Raw genomic sequence first — 17,115 nt, 5'->3', positions numbered from 1 at the left:
CGCGGACGCGGACGCGGACGCGCATGCGGACACGGACGCGGACGCGGACGCGGATACGGATACGGACGCGGACGCGGATACGGATACGGACGCGGATACGGATACGGATACGGATACGGATGCGGACGGCTGAGGCACGGCTCGGAGAGGCCCGGGTCGCGCCATCTCTTCTCGGGCCGGCCCAGGAGGCCGAGTCTGCGGCGCTCCGGGAGGTCGGGTGCCGGGTTCCTCCTCGCGCAGGCCGCGAGTGGCGGCCGCGGGCTGCGCGTACCAGCGGCCGTAGCGGTCGGCGAGGGTCACGGCCGAGACACCGTGCGGGAACCCTGCGTCGTCTTGGGCCGGGCGATCAAGGCCACCGATGAGTACGCGGCGTGGTCCAAGTGGCTGATCAAGGGGATCTCGGCTCTGCCTCCCAGGTCGCCCAGGCCGTTGCCGCGCTGCGTGACGCCCCTCCGACTCTGGGCCGTCCTCTTGTGGACCGGCTGAAGGGATCGGGCCTGCACCACCACCGCAAGGAGCTGACGCCGGGGTCAGGTGGCCGGTCCGAGATTCGAATCATCTTCGCCTTTGATCCGACTCGTTCGGCCCTGCTACTCCTCGGCGGCGAAGGCCCCGCAGGACTGGGAGACCCCGGAGCCGATCTCGCCGCCCAGGTTACGGACCTCGATGCGTGGGCCGGCCTCCCATGTGAAGACTCTGGTGGTGGTGTCGGTCACCGCACTTACGCGAGCGGTCGTCGATGGAGCAGCGCTCGGTTCAGGGCCATACCCGAGCTTCGGGTACTCAGGAACCGTCAGACACCGAGGGTGCACGCTCTCCCAGTGTGTTGGTGGGGTGGAGGCCGTGGTGCGGGGGCGTTCACATAAGTTCAAGGGCGGTGGGACCGCGAGACGATCCCGGCGTGCGGTCCTCGCTGAATGGTCGTGAACGGGGCTGATGAGACGGAAACCGAGACGGAAAGGCGTCCCTCTACGGGCACGACAGATCGTGGGGTAGGTCGCAGACGTCGTCGCGCATGTGCAGTCTGCGGAGGTCCTGGACCAGTGCGACAGGGTAGGGATGCATGGCCCACCTGGCGAGGTAGCCGGCCTGGTCGTGCTCCTTGAGCACAGTGTGGGCCGCAGTCAGAACAGCGTGAGCGAATGTGGGCCGCGGATGGGTCGACTGCCACATCACCGTGCCGTCGGAATCCGGAAGGTCGGGGCTGACGGCGACGTCGGGGAACCTGTAGATGGTCACGTTGATCATCTGGTCCGTTTTGCGGAGCACCCAACGAATCTCTTGGGGCTCGGCGTCGAAGAAGAACCGGGCTGAACGCTTCTGCCCGTACAACTCGCCTGTGCCTGCTACGAGGTCCGCCAACGCGTCAGTGCAGTAACTGGCGATCATCGATGCTGCCTGAGAGCCATCAGCCAGGTGGCATCGGGCCCAACCGTGGCCCATCAGTTCCCACTTCAGCTGAAGGGCACCCTCGGACCCCTGATCCATCGACACCGGCCCAGGCTACCGGCAGCGGTTGGCCATGAGCGTGGGAAGCTAAGGGTATTTGGGGCCTTTTCGGGGGCTGACCTGCGGCGGAGCAGCGTCGAGGTGTGGTGAGCGGTCGACTGGTTCCCCGGTGTTCCCCGTGGTTCCCGGCACGATCTGGCACGCGTCTGGCACGCCTGTTGTCGGTAGCTGTGCTTTAGCAGTCGTAGCGGTGTGCGTAGGGCAGTTCGGGGCATTGGCGGCAGAGGAATACATAGATGCCGCCGAGGTCTCCCATGACCATGTCCAGGTCTTCCTCCGGGGTGACGCTGAGCAGGTGTTCCATGCGGTGGCCATGATCGCAGGCGGGCCAGTCGGGCGGCTGGTTCCAGGCTGGGTACCCGCCGACCTTATTCTGCAGTGCACACGCCAGCAGCGAGTACTCCATGCCGTAGCGCTCTTCCAGCTCTTCGATGCGAGGCTGCAAGGTTTGCCGAAGTTCCTGCGGCAGGTCCCAGTTCGGGTACTCCACCACCGAGGTGGGGGACACCATGCACGGATTGGGCATGAACTCCTCTTCGTACTCGCCCTCCTGGGGGGCGGGTACTGGCTGGAGCATGCCGGTGTTGAGCACGTCCGCCTCGTTGCGCCAGTACAGCTTCGGCAGGGCGGCGCACGCCTGGTCGTGAGGATGGATCAACGGGCACCAGACCAGCTGGAGTACGTCCATACCTTCGGGGAACGACAGCTGGGGCACGTCTCGTGCGAAGAGCTGGACCACTGGGACCATGGGGACCGTACCGGCCGGGTTCTTCTCATGGGGCCAAGCCCAGTGACCTGGTTGTCCGCAGGAGGGCCAGGGTTCATCGAGGGGCCAGAGCATGGGGCCGCCCAGGGAGCTCTCCCGGACTCCGGGGGATCCGCTCTTCGGCAAGAGCAGCGTCGTCTGCCGGCCGAGAACTGCGAGCTCGGGTATGAGGTCGTCCAGGTCGTGAGGCGGTCCTGCGAAACCCTGCGTCACGGGCGGGGACCTCCTCGGATAGACAGCCACAGCTGCTGGGCAGGCTACTTCCTGGCGCGCGAACAGATCTCCATGCGGATGCCCACCCCGAAAGCTTCCTCTTGCCCTGGGTCTTGCCGGGGATCTTGGTGAGCTGGGTTTGTGCTGGTCAGGGGCGGTGGGATCGTGCGCCTGGTGGTGGTCGTTGGTCGTTGTTGGCCACTGTTGAGCGTCCTCGGACGGCCCAGGGACGGCCCAGCCATGAGCCCCATGAACCGCGTCAGCCAGCCGACACGGCCCGCCATTCGGCGGTGATGCAGCCCTCTTCCATGTCCCACCACTCCTTGGCCACACCGTGCTTGAGGAGTCGTTGCGCCTTGGCAAGATCGGCAGTGGGTGGGACGTCCAGGGCGACCATGCGGAACCGTTCTATGCCCTCGCCGCAGACGCCGAGTTCGTGAAACGCGTTGATCACGCTCTGCCGTGCGGCTCCCGAGCCGCTGTCACGGAGCACGATGAGGCGGATGGTGCAGTTCTCGGAACGCCGAACCACTTCACCGGCCCAGTGCACGCCTTCTTCGTCGGGCTCGGTAACCACGACGTCCCCGCATGCGATGCCCTGAACGAACCACGGGATGTTGTCGAGCCGCGCGGTGCCATCGCCATGGTCGACGGCCCACAGGCTCTCCACCGATGCCGGGGGCCAGTCGTCCTCGATCTCAAGCCGAAAGTGAACCTTCACGTACGGGCCTTCGGGGTTCGTCATGGTGCCCAGGATGCACAGTCCTGCCGCGCCTGTCGTAGGTGGGTGAACGGAGACGCCTACTCAGAGCGGGGACATGGATTCGTCTGCGCCTCAGCCGACGACAGCCAGCCACGACGGCGGGCGCGCCGACCGATCAGGCGCGCGTGTGTCTCGCTGCTGCCAGTGCCGTCGACCAGAGTGAGCCACGACGGCCAGGCCGCTACAACGGTGCTGACCCATCAGTTTGGGAAGCTGGGGTCATTTTCGGTTGGTTCGGGCACTGACCTGGGCGAACGTCCTGGTCGTGGTGGCCTCGGGCAGGGCGGCTTTCACCGTGGTTCCCCGCTACTCCCCGCTCTATCTGGTGCGCTTGTGGTGCGGCGGGCTAAGCACCGTGGTCTGGAGCCGGCTCGATGACGTCGGCCCAGACCAGACTGCCCCACGGGTTTCCCGCTACGCCGAGGCGTTCCGCGACGACATCATCGAGGAACTTCGCGTGAGCCACCTCAACCGCTTCGCCCGGCCACCACAACGAGTCGCACTCGGTGCACAGCGAGAAGGGTGTCCCATCGGCTATGAAGCGGTATGGGTGGACCCAGAGGACCTCCCAACCAGGGCCTTAGCTTCTTGATCGGGTTGTCGCCGACAGAGGAAGGCCCGGGTCTCCATCAGGAGGATGCCGGTAAGCGTGAAGCGCACCATGTGTCCATATTCTGAATCCATGACTATCGACTACGCGGCAGTGTTCCAAGCGCTGCCGGGCGCGGTCGCTCTGCTGACGCCCGAGCTGGTCTTCGCCGACGCCAACCTCGCGTGGCTGCGCCAGGCCGGACGCAGCCGCGACCAGGTGGTGGGCCGCTACCTCTTCGACGCCTTCCCCGGCAGCCCGCGGGACCCGGCAGCCTCCGATGCCCGCCACCTGGAGGCATCCCTGCGCGAGGTCCTGGCCAACCGCAAGATCGACATGGACCTGCAGCGCTACGACGTGGAATCCGCGCAGCGCCCCGGCCATTGGGAGGAACGCTACTGGAGCGTGGTCAACGCGCCCGTCTTCGCGCCCGACGGCCAGATCGCCCTGGTGATCCACCGCGTCGAGGAAGTCACTGAACTCCTGCGCGCCACCAGTCGGCCGGACGGCTCACTCCAGCTCGAGGCCGAGCTCTTCAGCCGGATGCGGCAGCTGCACGAAATCAACGAGCGCCTGCGTCGCGCTCACGCCCGCGAGCGTGAGGTCGCCCTCGCCCTGCAGCGCGCCATGCTCCCCGTTCCGCCCCCGATCGGCCCTCACCGGTTCGCCGTCCGCTACCGGCCCGCGGTCGGCTCCCTCAATGTCTGTGGCGATTGGTACGACCTGGTCCAACTCCAGGACGGCGACAAGATCGCCGTGGCCGTGGGCGATGTCGTCGGCCACGGCCTGGAGGCCGCAGGCATCATGGGCCAGCTCCGCAGCGCCCTGTCCGCCACCTCCCTGGTCGCCACCGGCCCCGCACAGGCCCTCGAGGTCCTCGGCCGGTACGCGCATTGCGTCACCGGCGCCGAGTCGACCACCGCGGTGACCGCCTTCATCGACTTCAGCCGCCACCTCATCACCTACTCCAGCGCAGGCCACCCCCCTCCGGTCCTTCTTCGTACCGACGGCACGGTGGAGTTGTTGGACCAGGCGACCGATCCGCCGCTGGATGCCGTCTTCGAGTCCAGTCCTCGGCCGGAAGCCACCGCCGCCTTCACCGACGGCGACACCCTCCTGCTCTACACCGACGGACTCATCGAACGCCGCCACCAGGACATCGACACCGGACTCAGCCAACTCACCGACGCCCTGATCCGCCACAAGGAACTCACCACCCCCGGAGCACTCGCCGATGCTGTGATGAACGACCTGATCCCCGCCGAAGGCGTCACAGACGACACCGCCCTGGTCGTCGTCAGCCTGTGAGGCGTCTCAGCGATCACACTGCAGGTCTCCGCCCGCCGATGCAGCACAAGACCCGCACCACCGGAAGAGACGACGCGGTCCCTCCCCAGCGGCTGCAACTCCACCTGTCGGGCGGCCCAGAACTGCTGGAGTCCCCGGTATTCGACCACGAGTTGATGGCCGGGCCAGTAGACGTCGACCGGCAGTTCGGCAAGCCGGCCGCCCGTCCCGGGGTCGCCCTGCAGCCCGTCGAACTTGTGCTGGGTCAGTGCGGAATCGCCGAGCACCTGGCTGCATGAGCGGCGCATCGCGACCGTCGCCCAGGTCGATGCCCTCGTCGAAGCGGTCGGGATGCGGTGGCGGCTCACGGTCTACCTCGGCGCGTGCGGCCCGATGCGACCGGAGGAAGTGGCCGGCCTCCGTCGCCGAGACGTCGACCTCGACAACCTTCGCGTCCGCGTCCGTCTCGCCGAGCCCGAGCGGATGAACGGGCGGCGCGTCCAGGACGACACCAAGTCGGAGGCGGGCACCCGGACTGTGATTCTTCCCGCGTTCCTCCGCCGGGAGCTCCGCCGGCATCTGGAGAGCTACGCCGAGCCGGGCCCCGATGGGCTGATCTTCGTGGGGGAGAAGGGCGCTCCGTTCCGGCGCAGCACCTTCGGGCGAAAGTGGCGGCGGGCGCGAGAGGTCGTCGGGATGCCCGAGGGCTTCCGGTTCTACGACCTCCGGCACACCGGGCACACGCTGTCCGCGCGCTCCGGTGCCACGCTCAAAGACACCATGGTGCGTGCCGGGCAGTCCTCGGAGAAGGCGGCGCTGATCTATCAGCACTCCGACGACGAGCGGCAGGAAGAGGTCGCCGCCGGGCTGGATGCGACCGTGAGGAAGGCTCGGGCTGCGGCCAGAGAGACCCAGCGCGACAAGGGGCCCGACGATCCTTCTGGCACGAATCTGGCACGCGGCGAGTGATCACAGCGGACAGCAAAACGGCCCAGGTCTATGACCTGGGCCTTCTTCATGGAGCGGGTGACGAGAATCGAACTCGCGCTCTCAGCTTGGGAAGCGACGGCGCTTGCGGAGGCGAATAGCTTCTGACCTGGGTGTATGTGCTGTGACGTGACGTCCGAGGGTGCGGGATCGCACCGCTGTTGACCGTGGTTTACCGGTCTTATGGGCACGCTATGGGCACGCGGTTGGCTCGGAGGTGCGGGGAGCGCTTCTCACGGGCTGACGGAAAGCCGGCTTCCGGAGACGAGCCTCGGTCGGCAAGGTGCCGTTGCAGGAGCACATGGAATCATCGATGTCCCGGTCGTGCGTGGCGGGTCAAGAGTGGCTGAGAGGTCTGCTACTCCGGCACAACGACTCCGTTAACCGTCTGCCCGGGCGCAGGAGCCGGGATCTTCTGCATGCGCACCTTCGTCTTCGCCATCAACGCTGGCCAGCCGGACAGCATCTGCCGCGACGGCGACCTGATGCGCCAGCAGAATCCGGTGACTGCGGTCGGGCGCTCATGTCCTAGGTGTATTGCCCCGTGAGGTTGGGGACACGACTGGCTGGCGGTTGCCCCTTCAGCGCGGTGTGTCCGCGATGGTGGTTGTAGTGGTGTAGCCACACGTCGAAGGCGTCGCGCCGTTCTCGCTCTGTGCGGTAGGGCCTGGCATATGCCCACTCATCAAGAAGGGTGCGGTTGAAGCGTTCAACTTTGCCGTTGGTTTGAGGGCGGTAGGGGCGGGTGCGTTTGTGAGTAATCCCTGCAGCGAGCAGCGTTTCGCGCCATGTGCCTGAGCGGTAGCAGGAGCCGTTGTCCGTGAGGACCCGGCGGACGGTGATCCCGGCCTGCGTGAAGTAGTCCTGGGCGCGGGTCCAGAACGCGGTGGCCGTCTCCTGTTTTTCGTCGGGAAGGATCTCGCTGTAGGCCAGCCTGGAGTGGTCGTCCACGGCGTTGTGCAGGTAGCTGTAGCCGCCGCCGGAGCGGTTCTTTCGGCCGGCCCGGCCCAGAACCTGGTGGCCGCCCCCGTCGAGGAAGTTGCCGAGTTTCTTGATGTCGACGTGCACCAGTTCGCCCGGGGCGTGGTGCTCGTAGCGTCTGATGGCGCGGCCCGTGGCGCGGTCGAGATGAGTCAGGCGGGTGATCCGGTAGCGGGTGAGAACTCGATGCACCGTGGCGGGATTCACCCCGAGCAGGTATCCGATGCGGGCGGGCCCCCAGCGGCGCAGGATCCTGACCTTGATGATTCGCCTCTCGGTGCGGGTCGGCGTGCGGCGCGGGCTGTGGTGAGGGCGACTGGAGCGGTCGCGCATTCCGGCCTCGCCCTGTTCGCGGTATCGGTCGGCCCATCGCTTGGCGGTGGTGGGTGAGACCTGGAAGCGTTCGGCTGCGCGTCGTAACGGCCATCCGTCGCGCACCACGCAGAGGGCCAGGCGGAGGCGGCCGGTTTCGGTCAGGGGTGCGTTGCGGTGAGGCATGGGCCTTCTGGTTCTGCATGGAGAAGCGCGGGGTTCGGCGAATCTCGGACGGTGGAGAAGGTAAACCCGCGCGCAGGTCGGCTTGTTGAGGACTGTGAGCGCGCGGGCCGAGGCGGGGTGGTGTGTTGTCAGGCGCCGGTGAGGGTGCGGGAGGTGTCCATGAGGGCTTGGGTGGTCGCGGTGTCGAGAGCGATCGGCACACGCTGCTCGAAGCGGCCGGGCTTGCCCCAGTAGAGAGGTGACTGCCAGTCGCCCTGGCGGGTGGCTTCGATGACGTTGTGCGCAGCGGTCTCGACGGAGTCGAAGATGATCGGGCCGAGGACCTTGGCTCCGGCACGCATGTACCAGGGGGCGGCGCGCATGATGTCGGTCTTGACGCCGCCCGCGTTGATCACGCCGGCGGCGAGGCCGGGCTCGGTGCGGGTGAGGTGGGCGGCGTAGTGGTGATTGCCGAGCTGGACCGGCTTGCGGTCGCGGCTGAAGTTGAAGCCGGTGAACTCGGGGAAACGAGCGAAGTCGGCCTCTTCGGTGGGTGCGACCGCTGCGGTCATCATCAGCACGACCGGGCGCTCGGCGCGGCGCAGCGCGGGCAGGAGGAGCTGGGTGAGGTGGTAGCGGGAGAGGTAGTTGACCGCGAAGAACGGGTGGAGCCCGTCGGCGGTGCGGCTCTCCGCCATGGTGAGCACGCCGGTGGTGTGGACGAGGGTGTCGATGTTCTCGTTCTCGTCGAGGATGCGGCGGGCGGCGTCGCGGACGCCGTCGTGCGTGGACAGGTCTGCGGCGAGGAACGACGCGCGGCTGGCGGCGGCGCCGAAGGAGGCGAGTGCGGCCTCGCCCTTTCCCGGGTCGCGGCCGAGTATGAGCAGGCGGTTGCCCTCGGCGAGGAGGGTGCGGGCGGACTGGAGGCCGATGCCGCTGTTGCCGCCGGCGATGACGATGGTCTTCATGATGCTCCGGGGAAAGGGGCGGGCGGCCCCGGTCTCGGCCGGGGCCGCCCGCGGTCGGTGGGCCTGGCTCAGGCGCCGATGAGGTGCTCGGCCTGTTCGCGGCGGGTGTTCCAGTAGTCGAGGGCGATCTCGTCGGGCGCGCGGTGCGGGACGCCTTCGGGAGCCTGAGCGGCGATCATCAGGTTGATGGCCACGTTGGCTACGTAGATGCCCTATTCGGCCAGGGTGTTGTGGAGGTTGAGGGCCAGTTGCGCTGGCCGGCCTGGGCTTCGAGCATCCGGGGCAGCACGGCCTGGACGGCGGCGACGGCACCGTACAGAAGGCTGTCGATCTGCGGATGCAGGGCGTCGAGGGTGACGTCCTTGGGCGCGGTCATGGTCAGGCCCGCGTACGGGGAGAACCCCAGTACGTCGATCTGCCCGAACCGGGCCATCGCGCTCTTGAGCGCGCTGGTGAGCTGGTCGGGGTCGGCGGCGAAGCCCTCCGCGGTGATGCCCCTCTCGGTGAGCTCGGTGACCAGGGTGTGTACGGGAGATCAGGGCGACGTCGTAGCCGTGGCCGCCGAAGACCTTGGCATTGGACAGACCGAGGCCGGGACCGGCTCCGACGATGGCGATAGTGGGAATGGCGAAGCTCCTTGTGGTGGGGAGTGGGTCCCCGCCGCGAGGCCGGGTGAAGTTCGGGAAGCGCGTGGGCGGGGGAAGTCCCGGCCGGGCTACTCGACCGTGCCGGGTGGTGCCCAGTTCGTGGGGCACGGTGCGTCGAGCGCGCCGAGGATGCGCTGGGAGACGGCGCCGAGCTGACGCTGCTGCGCCTTGGTCAGCGGGTCGAAGACCAGGCGGCGGACCGCGTCGACATGGCTGGGGGCGGCAGCGGTGACCTTGTCCATGCCGCCGTCGGTGAGGGTGGCCAGGGTGACGCGACCGTCGGATGGGTCGGGGCGGCGCTGCACCCAGCCGCGCTTCTCCAGGCGGATCACGACGTTCGACAGCCGGGAGAGCGTGCTGCCCGCGTACTGGGCGAGCTCGCTCATCCGCAGGGTCCGCTCCGGCGCCATCGACAGGACGGACAGCACCACGTACTCGAAGTGGGCGATGCCCGCATCCTGCTGCATTCGCGCCTCAAGAGCGGCCGGCAGCTGGGTCAGCACATAAGCGAACGCGTACCACTGCTGCTGTTCATCGGGGTCGAGCCAGCGCGGCTCGGCGGTGTCCGGTGCGTCCTCCATACCTCCAATGTACTCCAAGCATGGAGCAAATAGCGAACCGACTCACTCTTAGCTTGAAGTGAATCTGCGATAGAGTTGCTCCATGCTTGAAGTTACTGGATGGAGTGGTGAGGTTCGATGAACGTCTTCCTGTGGATCGTCGCCGGTTTGCTGGCCGCCGTGTTCCTCGTGGCCGGAGCGATGAAGCTGACCCGTTCGCCGCAGCAGCTGGCCGTCTCCGGGCTCGGCTGGGCCGAGGACTTCGGCGCGGGGCCCGTCAAGCTGATCGGCGCGCTTGAGGTACTTGCCGCGCTGGGCCTGATCCTGCCGCCGCTCGTCGGCGTCGCGGAGATCCTGGCGCCGGTGGCCGCCACGGGCCTGAGCGTGCTGATGCTCGGCGCGGCCGTCACACACGGTCGACGCAAAGAGTCCCAGATGATCACCGTCAACGTCGTCCTGCTGGCGCTCGCCGCCGTCGTCGCCTGGGGCCGCTTCGGCGCGCACGCCTTCTGACCCCTCCGCGACGAGCACCGGCCCGCTTCGAACGCGGGCCACGAAACGAGAAGGAGGAGCCATGCTCCCCGAGGAGAACAACGGCGTCATCACCGCCGACGCGCAGGTCGCTGCGCTGCAGGCGATTCTGGCGGCCCACGGACAACCTGCAACGGATGTCCTCTCCGGCGCCGACGCGGGCCGCGGGCCCACTACGGGCGCCTCCCCGCAGACGACCGAAGGCCCCTATTAGGTATCCGCCGACCGCGAGGCCCGGCAGCGAGCGGACATCGCCGATGGCCGTCCCGGCGTTCCGCTCCAGCTGCGAATCACCGTGCTCGACGCCGACCAGGACGCACCGATCCAGGGCGCCGAGGTCGACGTGTGGCACTGTGACGCGCTCGGCCATTACTCCGGGCACCTCGCCCACGACCCCGACACGCTGCCGACCATGAACGAGTCCGGCCACGCCCCGCCCACCGACGCATCACGATTCCTACGAGGCTCCCAGAGCACAGACGCCGACGGAACGGCCGGCTTCGACACCATCTACCCGGGCTTGTACTTCACCCGCAGCATCCACATCCACCTCAAGGTCCGGGTCGACGGCCGCGAGGTGTACTCCTCGGGCAGCTGTACCTGCCCGAGGAGTACAACAAGGCCATCGAGGCATTCCCGCCCTACAACCAGCACACCACGCTAGAACGGCTGCCCAACGCCGACGACCTCGTCTACCGGTCCGCCGGCGGCAAGGACCTACTCCTGGACGTACAAGCAGTGAAACCCGGTCATCTGCAGAACGGACTCATTGCGTCATTCAGCGTGACCGTCGCCCCTTCTTGAGAATCCGCCGTGTCGCCCCGCTCTTGCCAGTGTGGCGACACGGCTCGGCCAGATGTCTGGTTCAGCCCAGGCGTCGTTTACCGCTCCTAACCTCTGTGGGCAGAACACCTAGGCCACGGGACGAAGGGTCGGCACCAGCACCATCGCAGGCAGCGCACCCAGGGGCGATTCTCCTCCAGCGAGTGCGGGGCTACTTCGAGGCGTCTTCGATGGCCTCGAAGATGTCGGCGTCGGTTTCCTTCTGCCAGTCGGGCAGGTCGGGCCAGTCGGCCACGTAGCCGGGCTTGGGGTCGTCGAAGTGCTTGTACATCTGCGCGGTCCAGCAGGTCGCGACGAAGCGGCTCTTCTGCTCGCGGGTAAGCCGGGAGGCGTGGCGGTCGCTGAGGTCGAGGAACTGGCGCACCTGCTCGTACACGGCCCCGGCGGCCTGGCGCTCCCACTCCGGTGTCTCTTCCCAGGGGGTGATGTAGCCGGGCTTCGGTTCGCCAGGGAAGTGCTTTCGAACGCCGGTGATCCAAGCCTCGCGGAACACGCGTGCGCCCTCGATCTGCGACATGCCTTCCCCTCTCGTCACGTCGTGCACAGTGCGTCGATCTCGGCGCCCAGTTCGACCACACGAGCGTCGCGGGCGAGGGGGCCGAGGTCGGTTCGTAGCCCCTGGAGTTTACGGGCGACGTAGCCGGAGGACGTCGCTCGGGCGAGTTGCAGGGCCTCGCGGCCGTAGGTGAGGACCTGGTCCGGGTCGTGCCGCTTGGCGCCGATGGACGCGAGGTCGGTCAGGACGGCGCCGCGGCGCCGGAAGGACTGCCCGGAGGCGAGTACGTCCTGGCGCAAAGCAGCGGTGAGGGCCTTCTCGGCGAGGTCGAGGCGGCCGAGTTGGAGGTAGCGGGCGCCGCGTTCCTCGGCGAGGCGGGAGCCGTCGAAGCGGAGCCAGCCGCCGTTGTGGAACGGGCCGCCCAGGTCCGTGACCTTCTCCGCCTCGTCCAAGGCGCGCTCGCAGGCGGACAGGTTCCCGAGTCCGGCATACGCCTCGGCTTGAACGGAGGCGACCCAGTGGCGGGTGGACAGGGAGCTGTCTCCTCGCCGCGCCACCCGCTCAGCCGCCGAGAGTGCGGTGGCGGCCTCGGCGTAACGCCGTTCGTACAGATCGACGTATGCGTGTCGGACCAGGGCGCATGCCCAGAGGTCGTACGACTGGGCTTCCTTGCTCGCGGAGGCGGCGAGCGTGTAGGACGCCGCTGCGTCGGTGTAGCGGTTGCCGTCGAAGGCCAGCTCACCGGCGAGCTGGAAGAGGTCGCCGGCCGCGCCGCACAGGGCCTGGGATTCAGATGCCGGCTGGCCGTCGAGGGTGTCGTTGAGCGTGGTGAGCTGGTCGCGGACGATCGGGTACACGGAGCCCTTGGCGCGGGCGAGTTGATACACCTGCCACAGGTGGCCGTTCATGCGCAGGAAGTCCTCGGACGTCCCGCGGTGGGCTCCGTCAGTGAGGGCGGCGCTGTCGTCGGCGGGCAGGGCCACGAGGGCGCTGGTGACGGCTATGGCGCGCAGAAACTGGCGTCGGATCATGTCGTCGGGGTCCCCTGAGCCGTGGTGGTCGCGAGGCGGCGACCCTGCCGACTCCGGACGGGCTGCTTGTGGCTGTCCCACCAGGGCGTCGAGTTCATCAAGGTCGAGGTGCAGCAGCTCGGCCAGCCGTGGCCGTAAGGGCGGCTGGGGTGTGGTGGTCCGGGTCTCCCAGCGGCCGATCGTGCGCCGGTCGACGCCGAGGGCGTGCGCGAGCTCTTCCTGACTGTAGCCCAGCGCCCTGCGCCGCTCCGCAAGCCCCATGCCACCCCCTTTCCACGTTCCCGGCCCTCTCTACCCTGGCGGCGCTGATCTGTCCCATGAGTGTCCCAGGAGTGCCTCATGGATGCCGTGGTCCGCGCCAACCCGCTCCGGTTTTCTGGACGTTGTCAGCCACGACAACGGTGGACACCGGAGAAGGGGTGCGGGCATGGGAACACAGAGCGCCATGTCGTCCGAGGCTGCGCAGCTCCCGATCGTCATGGAGGCGGTCGACGAGAGCGTGGCCACCGCGCTTGCCGTCGGGCTGGCGATGCCCGAGCGCCCGATGATCGACGCGACGACCCGGGATCTGGTTGGTCACCTCAGAGCGCTGATGGCCGAGGACCTGGGCTTCGACGAGGACCCGGCCGTGCAGGCGCTGTTCCGGGAGGGCTACCGGGTTCTCGACCTGACGCGCCGGCCCACCGCGGAGTCCACTCACTTCGGTGCCTACCAGTACATGCGTGAAGTCGGCCTGCTCACCAGGCGCTTCGCCGACGTCTACCGCGAGTCGCAGGAACAGGACGAAGCCGATGCCTGACGAAGCCCCCATCGAACTGCCCATGCGTCCACCCGGAGCGACCCTGCCTGACCAGAAGCGGGCAAGGCGCCTCTTCATCAGTTCACCCGGCCTCCCGCCCGTCGTCCGGCAACCCGAGAAGGGTCACCGCGAACAATGAAGAACAGCCAGCGCAGCAACCGGCGCCGTGGCCCCTATGGCTGGCGCCAGTGGCTGCTGTCAGCTCTGATCATCGCCTCCACCGCACCGGTCGCCTGGGCCTTCTGGTACTTCGACCGCTCCTAGCCCTCGACGGGCACTCACTGACTCCCGCTCTGGCTGCGCGAGCCCTCAGGGAGACCCGGCTCCCCACCGGGGCGGGCTCAACAACTCCCCAGCGGCCAGGGCGGGATCCCACCACGGCACACCGGCGCCCTGCCGCCGTGGCAGCAGCACCTGATGAACCCCCGTCTTGGCCGCCGGGTCTGCCCGCGGCCGGGACGGGTCCAGGGCTCCGCACTTCGCGGGGCTCATCCACTCACTCCGTAGGAGAGGAACGACCATGAACATCGACGACCTGTTCACCGGCCACCTGATCACCGGCGTCCCCAGCATGGACGCAGCGCTGCTCGACAAGATGCCCGGCGGTGGCGACAACAACGGCGACCACTGCAGCTGATCAGCCCATGAACGCGGTGGAGCAGGGTTGAGCACCCTGCTCCACCGCCCCATGACCGAGGGGGAAGCAGGTGCTTTCGTTTCGTGTGCGGCTGGCCGACACCCGAAGCACAGCCTGGCGCTGGGACACAGACCGGTGGGTCAACGGGCAGAGCTGGATCCGACCCGCTCACGTAGCCGCCCTGGAAGCCGAACTTGTGCCGGGCGATGGATCCGGCGTCCACGCGCTGGTGAGGGAGGACAAGGGCGGGGAGGTGGACTTCACGTCCCTGTTCCTGCGCCCGGACGAGGTTCAGGTTTCAGCGGGTGTGTTCGGCACCGCGCCGCTGTACCTCGTCGCGGCCGGAGAAGACCTGTACGGCTCATGGGACTTAGCTGACCTACGACCCCACCTGCGACCCGACCGACTCAATCCCCGGGCCATGGCGCGCACCTTGACTCGCCGACATCGCTACAGCCCCGACACCCTCTTTGACGGCGTGTACCGGCTCACGGAACGCGCCACGGCCCTCTTCACGACCGCGGGACTCACGCTCCTCTACCCCGAGCCCGCTCAGCACGTGCTGGAGCCTCGAAGGCTGCGCGCGGGTGTTGACCCGGTGGAGGCGTTCGATGCGCTGCTGACCGAGGCCGTGGCCGGGTGGCGTTCTACGGTGAGCTGCGTCGGCGTGGAGGTGTCCGGCGGGGCCGACTCGGGCAACGTGGCTCTCTCGGCCGCCGCGGCCGGCTTCGGCTCCGTCCACACGTTCGGGCTGCTCATAGGCGGACGAATCGGTCGGCTTCAGCAGGACCGTCGCCGCAGGTTGGTGGATCACTTCGGGCTGTGGGACACCGCTGTCCCGGCCATGCAGTACCCGCCGTTCGTGCCCGGTGGAGTACGGGAGCGCGGATTGCCGCACGACCCGGCGGGAGCCTTCTATCAGGAGACCAAAGAGTGCCGGTGCCGCACAACGAACAGTGCCAGATCACCGACGAGCAAGTCGGCTTCTTTTCGGTCGTGGTCTTCAGCGGCGGCAGCCCCACCGTCGGTGGCAACGGCTGGACCGTGGCCCCCTCGGCCACGGCCTGCTGACGCCGAGCCGGCCGAGGCGGTGGGCGCCGCGGTTCAGGACCGTGACGGGGATGCTGCGGCGCCCGGGCGGGAGCGGTTGGCGCGGATCTCGTCGTGGTGGTGGGCCGCCCAGCCGATCAGCTGCTTGACGATCTCGTTCAGACCGCCGCCTAGCGGGGTGAGGGCGTACTCGACGCGCGGCGGCACCTCGGCGTAGGCGGTGCGGCTGATCAGGCCGTCCTCGGTGAGCTGGCGCAGGGTGTGGGTCAGCATCCGCTGGGAGATGCCCGGGATCTGGCGCTGCAAGTCGGTGTAACGCATCGGGCCGACCTCCAGGACGGCGATGATCAACATGCTCCACTTGTCACCCACGCGGTCGAGGACCTGGCGGATGAAGGCCATGTGATCGGCGGGGATGCTCGCGCACGGCCCGACCGCCGCCGCCATCCCGGTCTCCGCGCTGTCCTGCATGGCGCCCATTCCTCTCTGTCACGCACACCGATGTGCCTTTTGTACCGCCTTCCATACTGGCGCATCATGGCGTTACGAACAAATAAGAGGAATTGGAGGTCGGGGCTATGAAGGTAGAGATCTGGGCCGAGGTCACCTGCCCCTGGTGCGGGCTTGGCAGCCACCGTCTGGACCGGGCCGTGGAGCGATTCGAGCACAGCGACCAGGTGGACGTGGTCCACCGCTCCTTCCCGCTGGCTGGCGGCTTTCCCGCCGACCGCACGGTCAGCGTCAGCGAGGCCCTGCTGAGCAAGCACGGCATCAGCGGCACGCAGGCCAAGGCGGCGACCCGGCAGATCGAGACGCTCGCCGGCGCCGAGGGCCTGAGCCCCTACCGGGTGCTGGACAACGTCGTCGGCAACACCGAGCTGGCCCACGAGTTCCTGGCCCACGCCTCCGCCGAGGGCAAGAACCGCGAAGCCTGGGACACGATCTTCCGTACCTATTTCGGCAAGGCCGAGCCGGTCTTCGCCCTGGACGACCTGCTCCACCTCTCCGACGAGCTGGGCCTCGACCGCAGCCTGACGTGCCAGGTCCTCACCGACCGCCGCTACCGCACCCAGGTGAAGGACGACGCCCGCCGCGCTCAGGGCTTGGGCGCCACCGGCGCTCCGTTCATCGTCGTCGACGGCCGCTACGGCGTCCCCGGCGCGCAGGACAGCGACACCCTGCTCGACCTGCTGCAAACGGCCTGGGACGAAACCCACCCCATCATCCTCACCCCCGTGGGCGACGCCCCGGGCTGCGGCCCCGACGGCTGCGCCGTCCCCGCCCGTCCCTGACCCCTCACCATTCCCCTGTCTCGTTGAAAGGCACCACCACCATGTCGTATCTGCTGCACATCGACTCGTCCTCGCTTGGCGAAGCCTCCGTCTCCCGCCAGGTCGCCCAGTCCTTCCGCGACCAGTGGCAGGGCCCGGTCGTCCACCGCGACCTCGCCGTCTCGCCGGTGCCCCACCTGAGCGCCGCGGGCATCACGGCCCGCATCACCGACCCGGCCCAGCACACCCCCGAGCAGGCGAAGGCGGCTGCGCTCCAGGACGAGCTGATCGCGGAGTTCCTCGGCGCCGACGCCTACCTGTTCACGGTGCCGATGTACAACCTCTCGATGCCATCGGTGTTCAAGGCGTGGCTGGACCAGATCATCGTCGACGGCCGCACCCTGAACCACGCCGGTCCCTCTCCCGCCGAGGGACGGCCGGCCGTGCTGATCTCCGCCCGAGGCGGCGGCTACGGGCCTGGCACACCCAATCACGGCCTGGACTACGTGGTGCCCGCGCTGGAAGCGGTCCTGGGCAACCCCAACCTCCTCGGCCTGGACGTGACCGCGGTGACAGCCGACCTGACCATGGCGCCCCACGCCCCGGCGCTGGCCTCGCTCATCCCGCTGCACGAGGCATCCCTGGCCGACGCCCACGACCAGGCCCGCCGTCTTGCCGCCGCCCTCGGCACCCCGAGTGCCGCCTGACCT

Annotated in this window: 23 protein-coding genes; 11 read left to right on the top strand and 12 right to left on the bottom strand. The window is 68.2% G+C overall.

From position 1 onward, the window contains the following. Nucleotides 1-590: 590 nt before the first annotated feature. From AC067N_RS11185 to AC067N_RS11170, 4 genes are all read right to left on the bottom strand, one after another. A complete protein-coding gene (locus tag AC067N_RS11185; protein WP_478678598.1) occupies nt 591-716 on the bottom strand; it encodes a hypothetical protein in 126 nt (41 codons plus the stop codon). A 253-nt stretch (nt 717-969) separates the two neighbouring features. Next, the gene (locus AC067N_RS11180) at nt 970-1,488 is read right to left on the bottom strand and encodes a hypothetical protein (RefSeq protein ID WP_478678719.1); all 519 of its coding nucleotides are present in this window, start codon (nt 1,486-1,488) and stop codon (nt 970-972) included. A 196-nt stretch (nt 1,489-1,684) separates the two neighbouring features. Next, nucleotides 1,685-2,488, bottom strand: coding sequence for a DUF1963 domain-containing protein (locus AC067N_RS11175; protein WP_478678597.1), 804 nt, complete (start codon nt 2,486-2,488; stop codon nt 1,685-1,687). Between the two features lie 259 nt (nt 2,489-2,747). After that, complete coding sequence (locus AC067N_RS11170) at nt 2,748-3,233, bottom strand: DUF4265 domain-containing protein (protein WP_478678596.1); 486 nt, start codon at nt 3,231-3,233, stop codon at nt 2,748-2,750. Nucleotides 3,234-3,933: 700 nt separating this feature from the next. On the opposite strand from AC067N_RS11170, the gene AC067N_RS11165 reads away from it, so the two are divergent. The 3 genes from AC067N_RS11165 to AC067N_RS11155 are packed head-to-tail and all read left to right on the top strand — an operon-like array spanning nt 3,934 to nt 6,096. Next, complete coding sequence (locus tag AC067N_RS11165; RefSeq protein ID WP_478678595.1) at nt 3,934-5,148, top strand: PP2C family protein-serine/threonine phosphatase; 1,215 nt, start codon at nt 3,934-3,936, stop codon at nt 5,146-5,148. Between the two features lie 38 nt (nt 5,149-5,186). After that, complete coding sequence (locus AC067N_RS11160) at nt 5,187-5,426, top strand: hypothetical protein (protein ID WP_478678594.1); 240 nt, start codon at nt 5,187-5,189, stop codon at nt 5,424-5,426. Next, nucleotides 5,383-6,096: a tyrosine-type recombinase/integrase gene (locus AC067N_RS11155; RefSeq protein WP_478678593.1), complete on the top strand. Its 714-nt coding sequence runs from the start codon at nt 5,383-5,385 to the stop codon at nt 6,094-6,096. The genes AC067N_RS11160 and AC067N_RS11155 overlap by 44 nt, the downstream gene beginning before the upstream one ends. A 546-nt stretch (nt 6,097-6,642) precedes the next feature. Here AC067N_RS11155 and AC067N_RS11150 read toward each other — a convergent pair. The 5 genes from AC067N_RS11150 to AC067N_RS11130 all read right to left on the bottom strand — a co-directional run bounded on the left by AC067N_RS11150 (nt 6,643) and on the right by AC067N_RS11130 (nt 9,768). Continuing rightward, nucleotides 6,643-7,593, bottom strand: coding sequence for an IS481 family transposase (locus AC067N_RS11150; RefSeq protein WP_478678592.1), 951 nt, complete (start codon nt 7,591-7,593; stop codon nt 6,643-6,645). Between the two features lie 128 nt (nt 7,594-7,721). Then, nucleotides 7,722-8,540: an SDR family NAD(P)-dependent oxidoreductase gene (locus AC067N_RS11145; RefSeq protein WP_391242639.1), complete on the bottom strand. Its 819-nt coding sequence runs from the start codon at nt 8,538-8,540 to the stop codon at nt 7,722-7,724. A 68-nt stretch (nt 8,541-8,608) separates the two neighbouring features. Continuing rightward, the gene (locus AC067N_RS11140; protein ID WP_478678591.1) at nt 8,609-8,734 is read right to left on the bottom strand and encodes a hypothetical protein; all 126 of its coding nucleotides are present in this window, start codon (nt 8,732-8,734) and stop codon (nt 8,609-8,611) included. A 5-nt stretch (nt 8,735-8,739) separates the two neighbouring features. After that, on the bottom strand, nt 8,740-8,973 hold the full coding sequence (locus AC067N_RS11135) for a hypothetical protein (protein ID WP_478678590.1): 234 nt from the start codon (nt 8,971-8,973) through the stop codon (nt 8,740-8,742). 282 nt (nt 8,974-9,255) lie between these two features. Continuing rightward, nucleotides 9,256-9,768, bottom strand: coding sequence for a MarR family winged helix-turn-helix transcriptional regulator (locus tag AC067N_RS11130; protein ID WP_391242636.1), 513 nt, complete (start codon nt 9,766-9,768; stop codon nt 9,256-9,258). Between the two features lie 117 nt (nt 9,769-9,885). Here AC067N_RS11130 and AC067N_RS11125 point away from each other — a divergent pair, with 117 nt between their 5' ends. The 3 genes from AC067N_RS11125 to AC067N_RS11115 all read left to right on the top strand — a co-directional run bounded on the left by AC067N_RS11125 (nt 9,886) and on the right by AC067N_RS11115 (nt 10,942). Next, nucleotides 9,886-10,260: a DoxX family protein gene (locus AC067N_RS11125; RefSeq protein WP_478678589.1), complete on the top strand. Its 375-nt coding sequence runs from the start codon at nt 9,886-9,888 to the stop codon at nt 10,258-10,260. Between the two features lie 61 nt (nt 10,261-10,321). Then, the gene (locus tag AC067N_RS11120; protein WP_391242630.1) at nt 10,322-10,492 is read left to right on the top strand and encodes a hypothetical protein; all 171 of its coding nucleotides are present in this window, start codon (nt 10,322-10,324) and stop codon (nt 10,490-10,492) included. A gap of 36 nt (nt 10,493-10,528) precedes the next feature. After that, nucleotides 10,529-10,942 carry a peptidase associated/transthyretin-like domain-containing protein gene (locus tag AC067N_RS11115; protein ID WP_478678718.1) on the top strand — a complete coding sequence of 138 codons (414 nt, stop codon included), beginning with the start codon at nt 10,529-10,531 and terminating at the stop codon, nt 10,940-10,942. A gap of 330 nt (nt 10,943-11,272) precedes the next feature. Here AC067N_RS11115 and AC067N_RS11110 read toward each other — a convergent pair whose 3' ends face one another. After that, nucleotides 11,273-11,638: a hypothetical protein gene (locus tag AC067N_RS11110; protein WP_274241404.1), complete on the bottom strand. Its 366-nt coding sequence runs from the start codon at nt 11,636-11,638 to the stop codon at nt 11,273-11,275. Between the two features lie 14 nt (nt 11,639-11,652). Then, on the bottom strand, nt 11,653-12,909 hold the full coding sequence (locus AC067N_RS11105) for a helix-turn-helix transcriptional regulator (RefSeq protein ID WP_274241405.1): 1,257 nt from the start codon (nt 12,907-12,909) through the stop codon (nt 11,653-11,655). A 166-nt stretch (nt 12,910-13,075) separates the two neighbouring features. Between AC067N_RS11105 and AC067N_RS11100 the strand changes: the two genes are divergently transcribed. The 3 genes from AC067N_RS11100 (at nt 13,076) to AC067N_RS11090 (ending at nt 15,155) form a co-directional block, all read left to right on the top strand. Then, on the top strand, nt 13,076-13,447 hold the full coding sequence (locus tag AC067N_RS11100) for a hypothetical protein (RefSeq protein ID WP_274241406.1): 372 nt from the start codon (nt 13,076-13,078) through the stop codon (nt 13,445-13,447). A 135-nt stretch (nt 13,448-13,582) separates the two neighbouring features. Further along, nucleotides 13,583-13,711 carry a hypothetical protein gene (locus tag AC067N_RS11095; protein ID WP_274241407.1) on the top strand — a complete coding sequence of 43 codons (129 nt, stop codon included), beginning with the start codon at nt 13,583-13,585 and terminating at the stop codon, nt 13,709-13,711. 1,312 nt (nt 13,712-15,023) lie between these two features. Continuing rightward, nucleotides 15,024-15,155 (top strand): hypothetical protein, encoded by a 132-nt coding sequence (locus tag AC067N_RS11090; RefSeq protein ID WP_478678588.1) that lies wholly within the window; start codon nt 15,024-15,026, stop codon nt 15,153-15,155. A 33-nt stretch (nt 15,156-15,188) separates the two neighbouring features. Here the strand turns inward: AC067N_RS11090 and AC067N_RS11085 are convergent, their stop codons facing one another. After that, nucleotides 15,189-15,614, bottom strand: coding sequence for a winged helix-turn-helix transcriptional regulator (locus AC067N_RS11085; protein WP_120051528.1), 426 nt, complete (start codon nt 15,612-15,614; stop codon nt 15,189-15,191). A 98-nt stretch (nt 15,615-15,712) separates the two neighbouring features. Between AC067N_RS11085 and AC067N_RS11080 the strand changes: the two genes are divergently transcribed. Both AC067N_RS11080 and AC067N_RS11075 read left to right on the top strand, forming a co-directional pair. Further along, nucleotides 15,713-16,426 carry a DsbA family oxidoreductase gene (locus tag AC067N_RS11080; protein WP_478678587.1) on the top strand — a complete coding sequence of 238 codons (714 nt, stop codon included), beginning with the start codon at nt 15,713-15,715 and terminating at the stop codon, nt 16,424-16,426. Between the two features lie 41 nt (nt 16,427-16,467). Next, complete coding sequence (locus tag AC067N_RS11075; RefSeq protein ID WP_274249577.1) at nt 16,468-17,112, top strand: FMN-dependent NADH-azoreductase; 645 nt, start codon at nt 16,468-16,470, stop codon at nt 17,110-17,112. The last annotated feature ends 3 nt before the right edge of the window (nt 17,113-17,115 follow it).

The sequence above is a fragment of the Streptomyces sp. NPDC042364 genome (genome assembly GCF_056437585.1).
Note: the sequence above shows the minus strand (reverse complement) of the source record. Positions and strands in the feature narration are given on the sequence as shown.

Bases quoted from the DNA above. Each gene is read 5' to 3' on its own strand.
- AC067N_RS11180 (WP_478678719.1), bottom strand. From the start codon at position 1,488: ATGGATCAGGGGTCCGAGGGTGCCCTTCAGCTGAAGTGGGAACTGATG.
- AC067N_RS11170 (WP_478678596.1), bottom strand. From the start codon at position 3,233: ATGACGAACCCCGAAGGCCCGTACGTGAAGGTTCACTTTCGGCTTGAG.
- AC067N_RS11165 (WP_478678595.1), top strand. From the start codon at position 3,934: ATGACTATCGACTACGCGGCAGTGTTCCAAGCGCTGCCGGGCGCGGTC.
- AC067N_RS11160 (WP_478678594.1), top strand. From the start codon at position 5,187: ATGCAGCACAAGACCCGCACCACCGGAAGAGACGACGCGGTCCCTCCC.
- AC067N_RS11150 (WP_478678592.1), bottom strand. From the start codon at position 7,593: ATGCCTCACCGCAACGCACCCCTGACCGAAACCGGCCGCCTCCGCCTG.
- AC067N_RS11145 (WP_391242639.1), bottom strand. From the start codon at position 8,540: ATGAAGACCATCGTCATCGCCGGCGGCAACAGCGGCATCGGCCTCCAG.
- AC067N_RS11135 (WP_478678590.1), bottom strand. From the start codon at position 8,973: ATGGCCCGGTTCGGGCAGATCGACGTACTGGGGTTCTCCCCGTACGCG.
- AC067N_RS11130 (WP_391242636.1), bottom strand. From the start codon at position 9,768: ATGGAGGACGCACCGGACACCGCCGAGCCGCGCTGGCTCGACCCCGAT.
- AC067N_RS11125 (WP_478678589.1), top strand. From the start codon at position 9,886: ATGAACGTCTTCCTGTGGATCGTCGCCGGTTTGCTGGCCGCCGTGTTC.
- AC067N_RS11120 (WP_391242630.1), top strand. From the start codon at position 10,322: ATGCTCCCCGAGGAGAACAACGGCGTCATCACCGCCGACGCGCAGGTC.
- AC067N_RS11110 (WP_274241404.1), bottom strand. From the start codon at position 11,638: ATGTCGCAGATCGAGGGCGCACGCGTGTTCCGCGAGGCTTGGATCACC.
- AC067N_RS11105 (WP_274241405.1), bottom strand. From the start codon at position 12,909: ATGGGGCTTGCGGAGCGGCGCAGGGCGCTGGGCTACAGTCAGGAAGAG.
- AC067N_RS11100 (WP_274241406.1), top strand. From the start codon at position 13,076: ATGGGAACACAGAGCGCCATGTCGTCCGAGGCTGCGCAGCTCCCGATC.
- AC067N_RS11095 (WP_274241407.1), top strand. From the start codon at position 13,583: ATGAAGAACAGCCAGCGCAGCAACCGGCGCCGTGGCCCCTATGGCTGG.
- AC067N_RS11085 (WP_120051528.1), bottom strand. From the start codon at position 15,614: ATGGGCGCCATGCAGGACAGCGCGGAGACCGGGATGGCGGCGGCGGTC.
- AC067N_RS11080 (WP_478678587.1), top strand. From the start codon at position 15,713: ATGAAGGTAGAGATCTGGGCCGAGGTCACCTGCCCCTGGTGCGGGCTT.
- AC067N_RS11075 (WP_274249577.1), top strand. From the start codon at position 16,468: ATGTCGTATCTGCTGCACATCGACTCGTCCTCGCTTGGCGAAGCCTCC.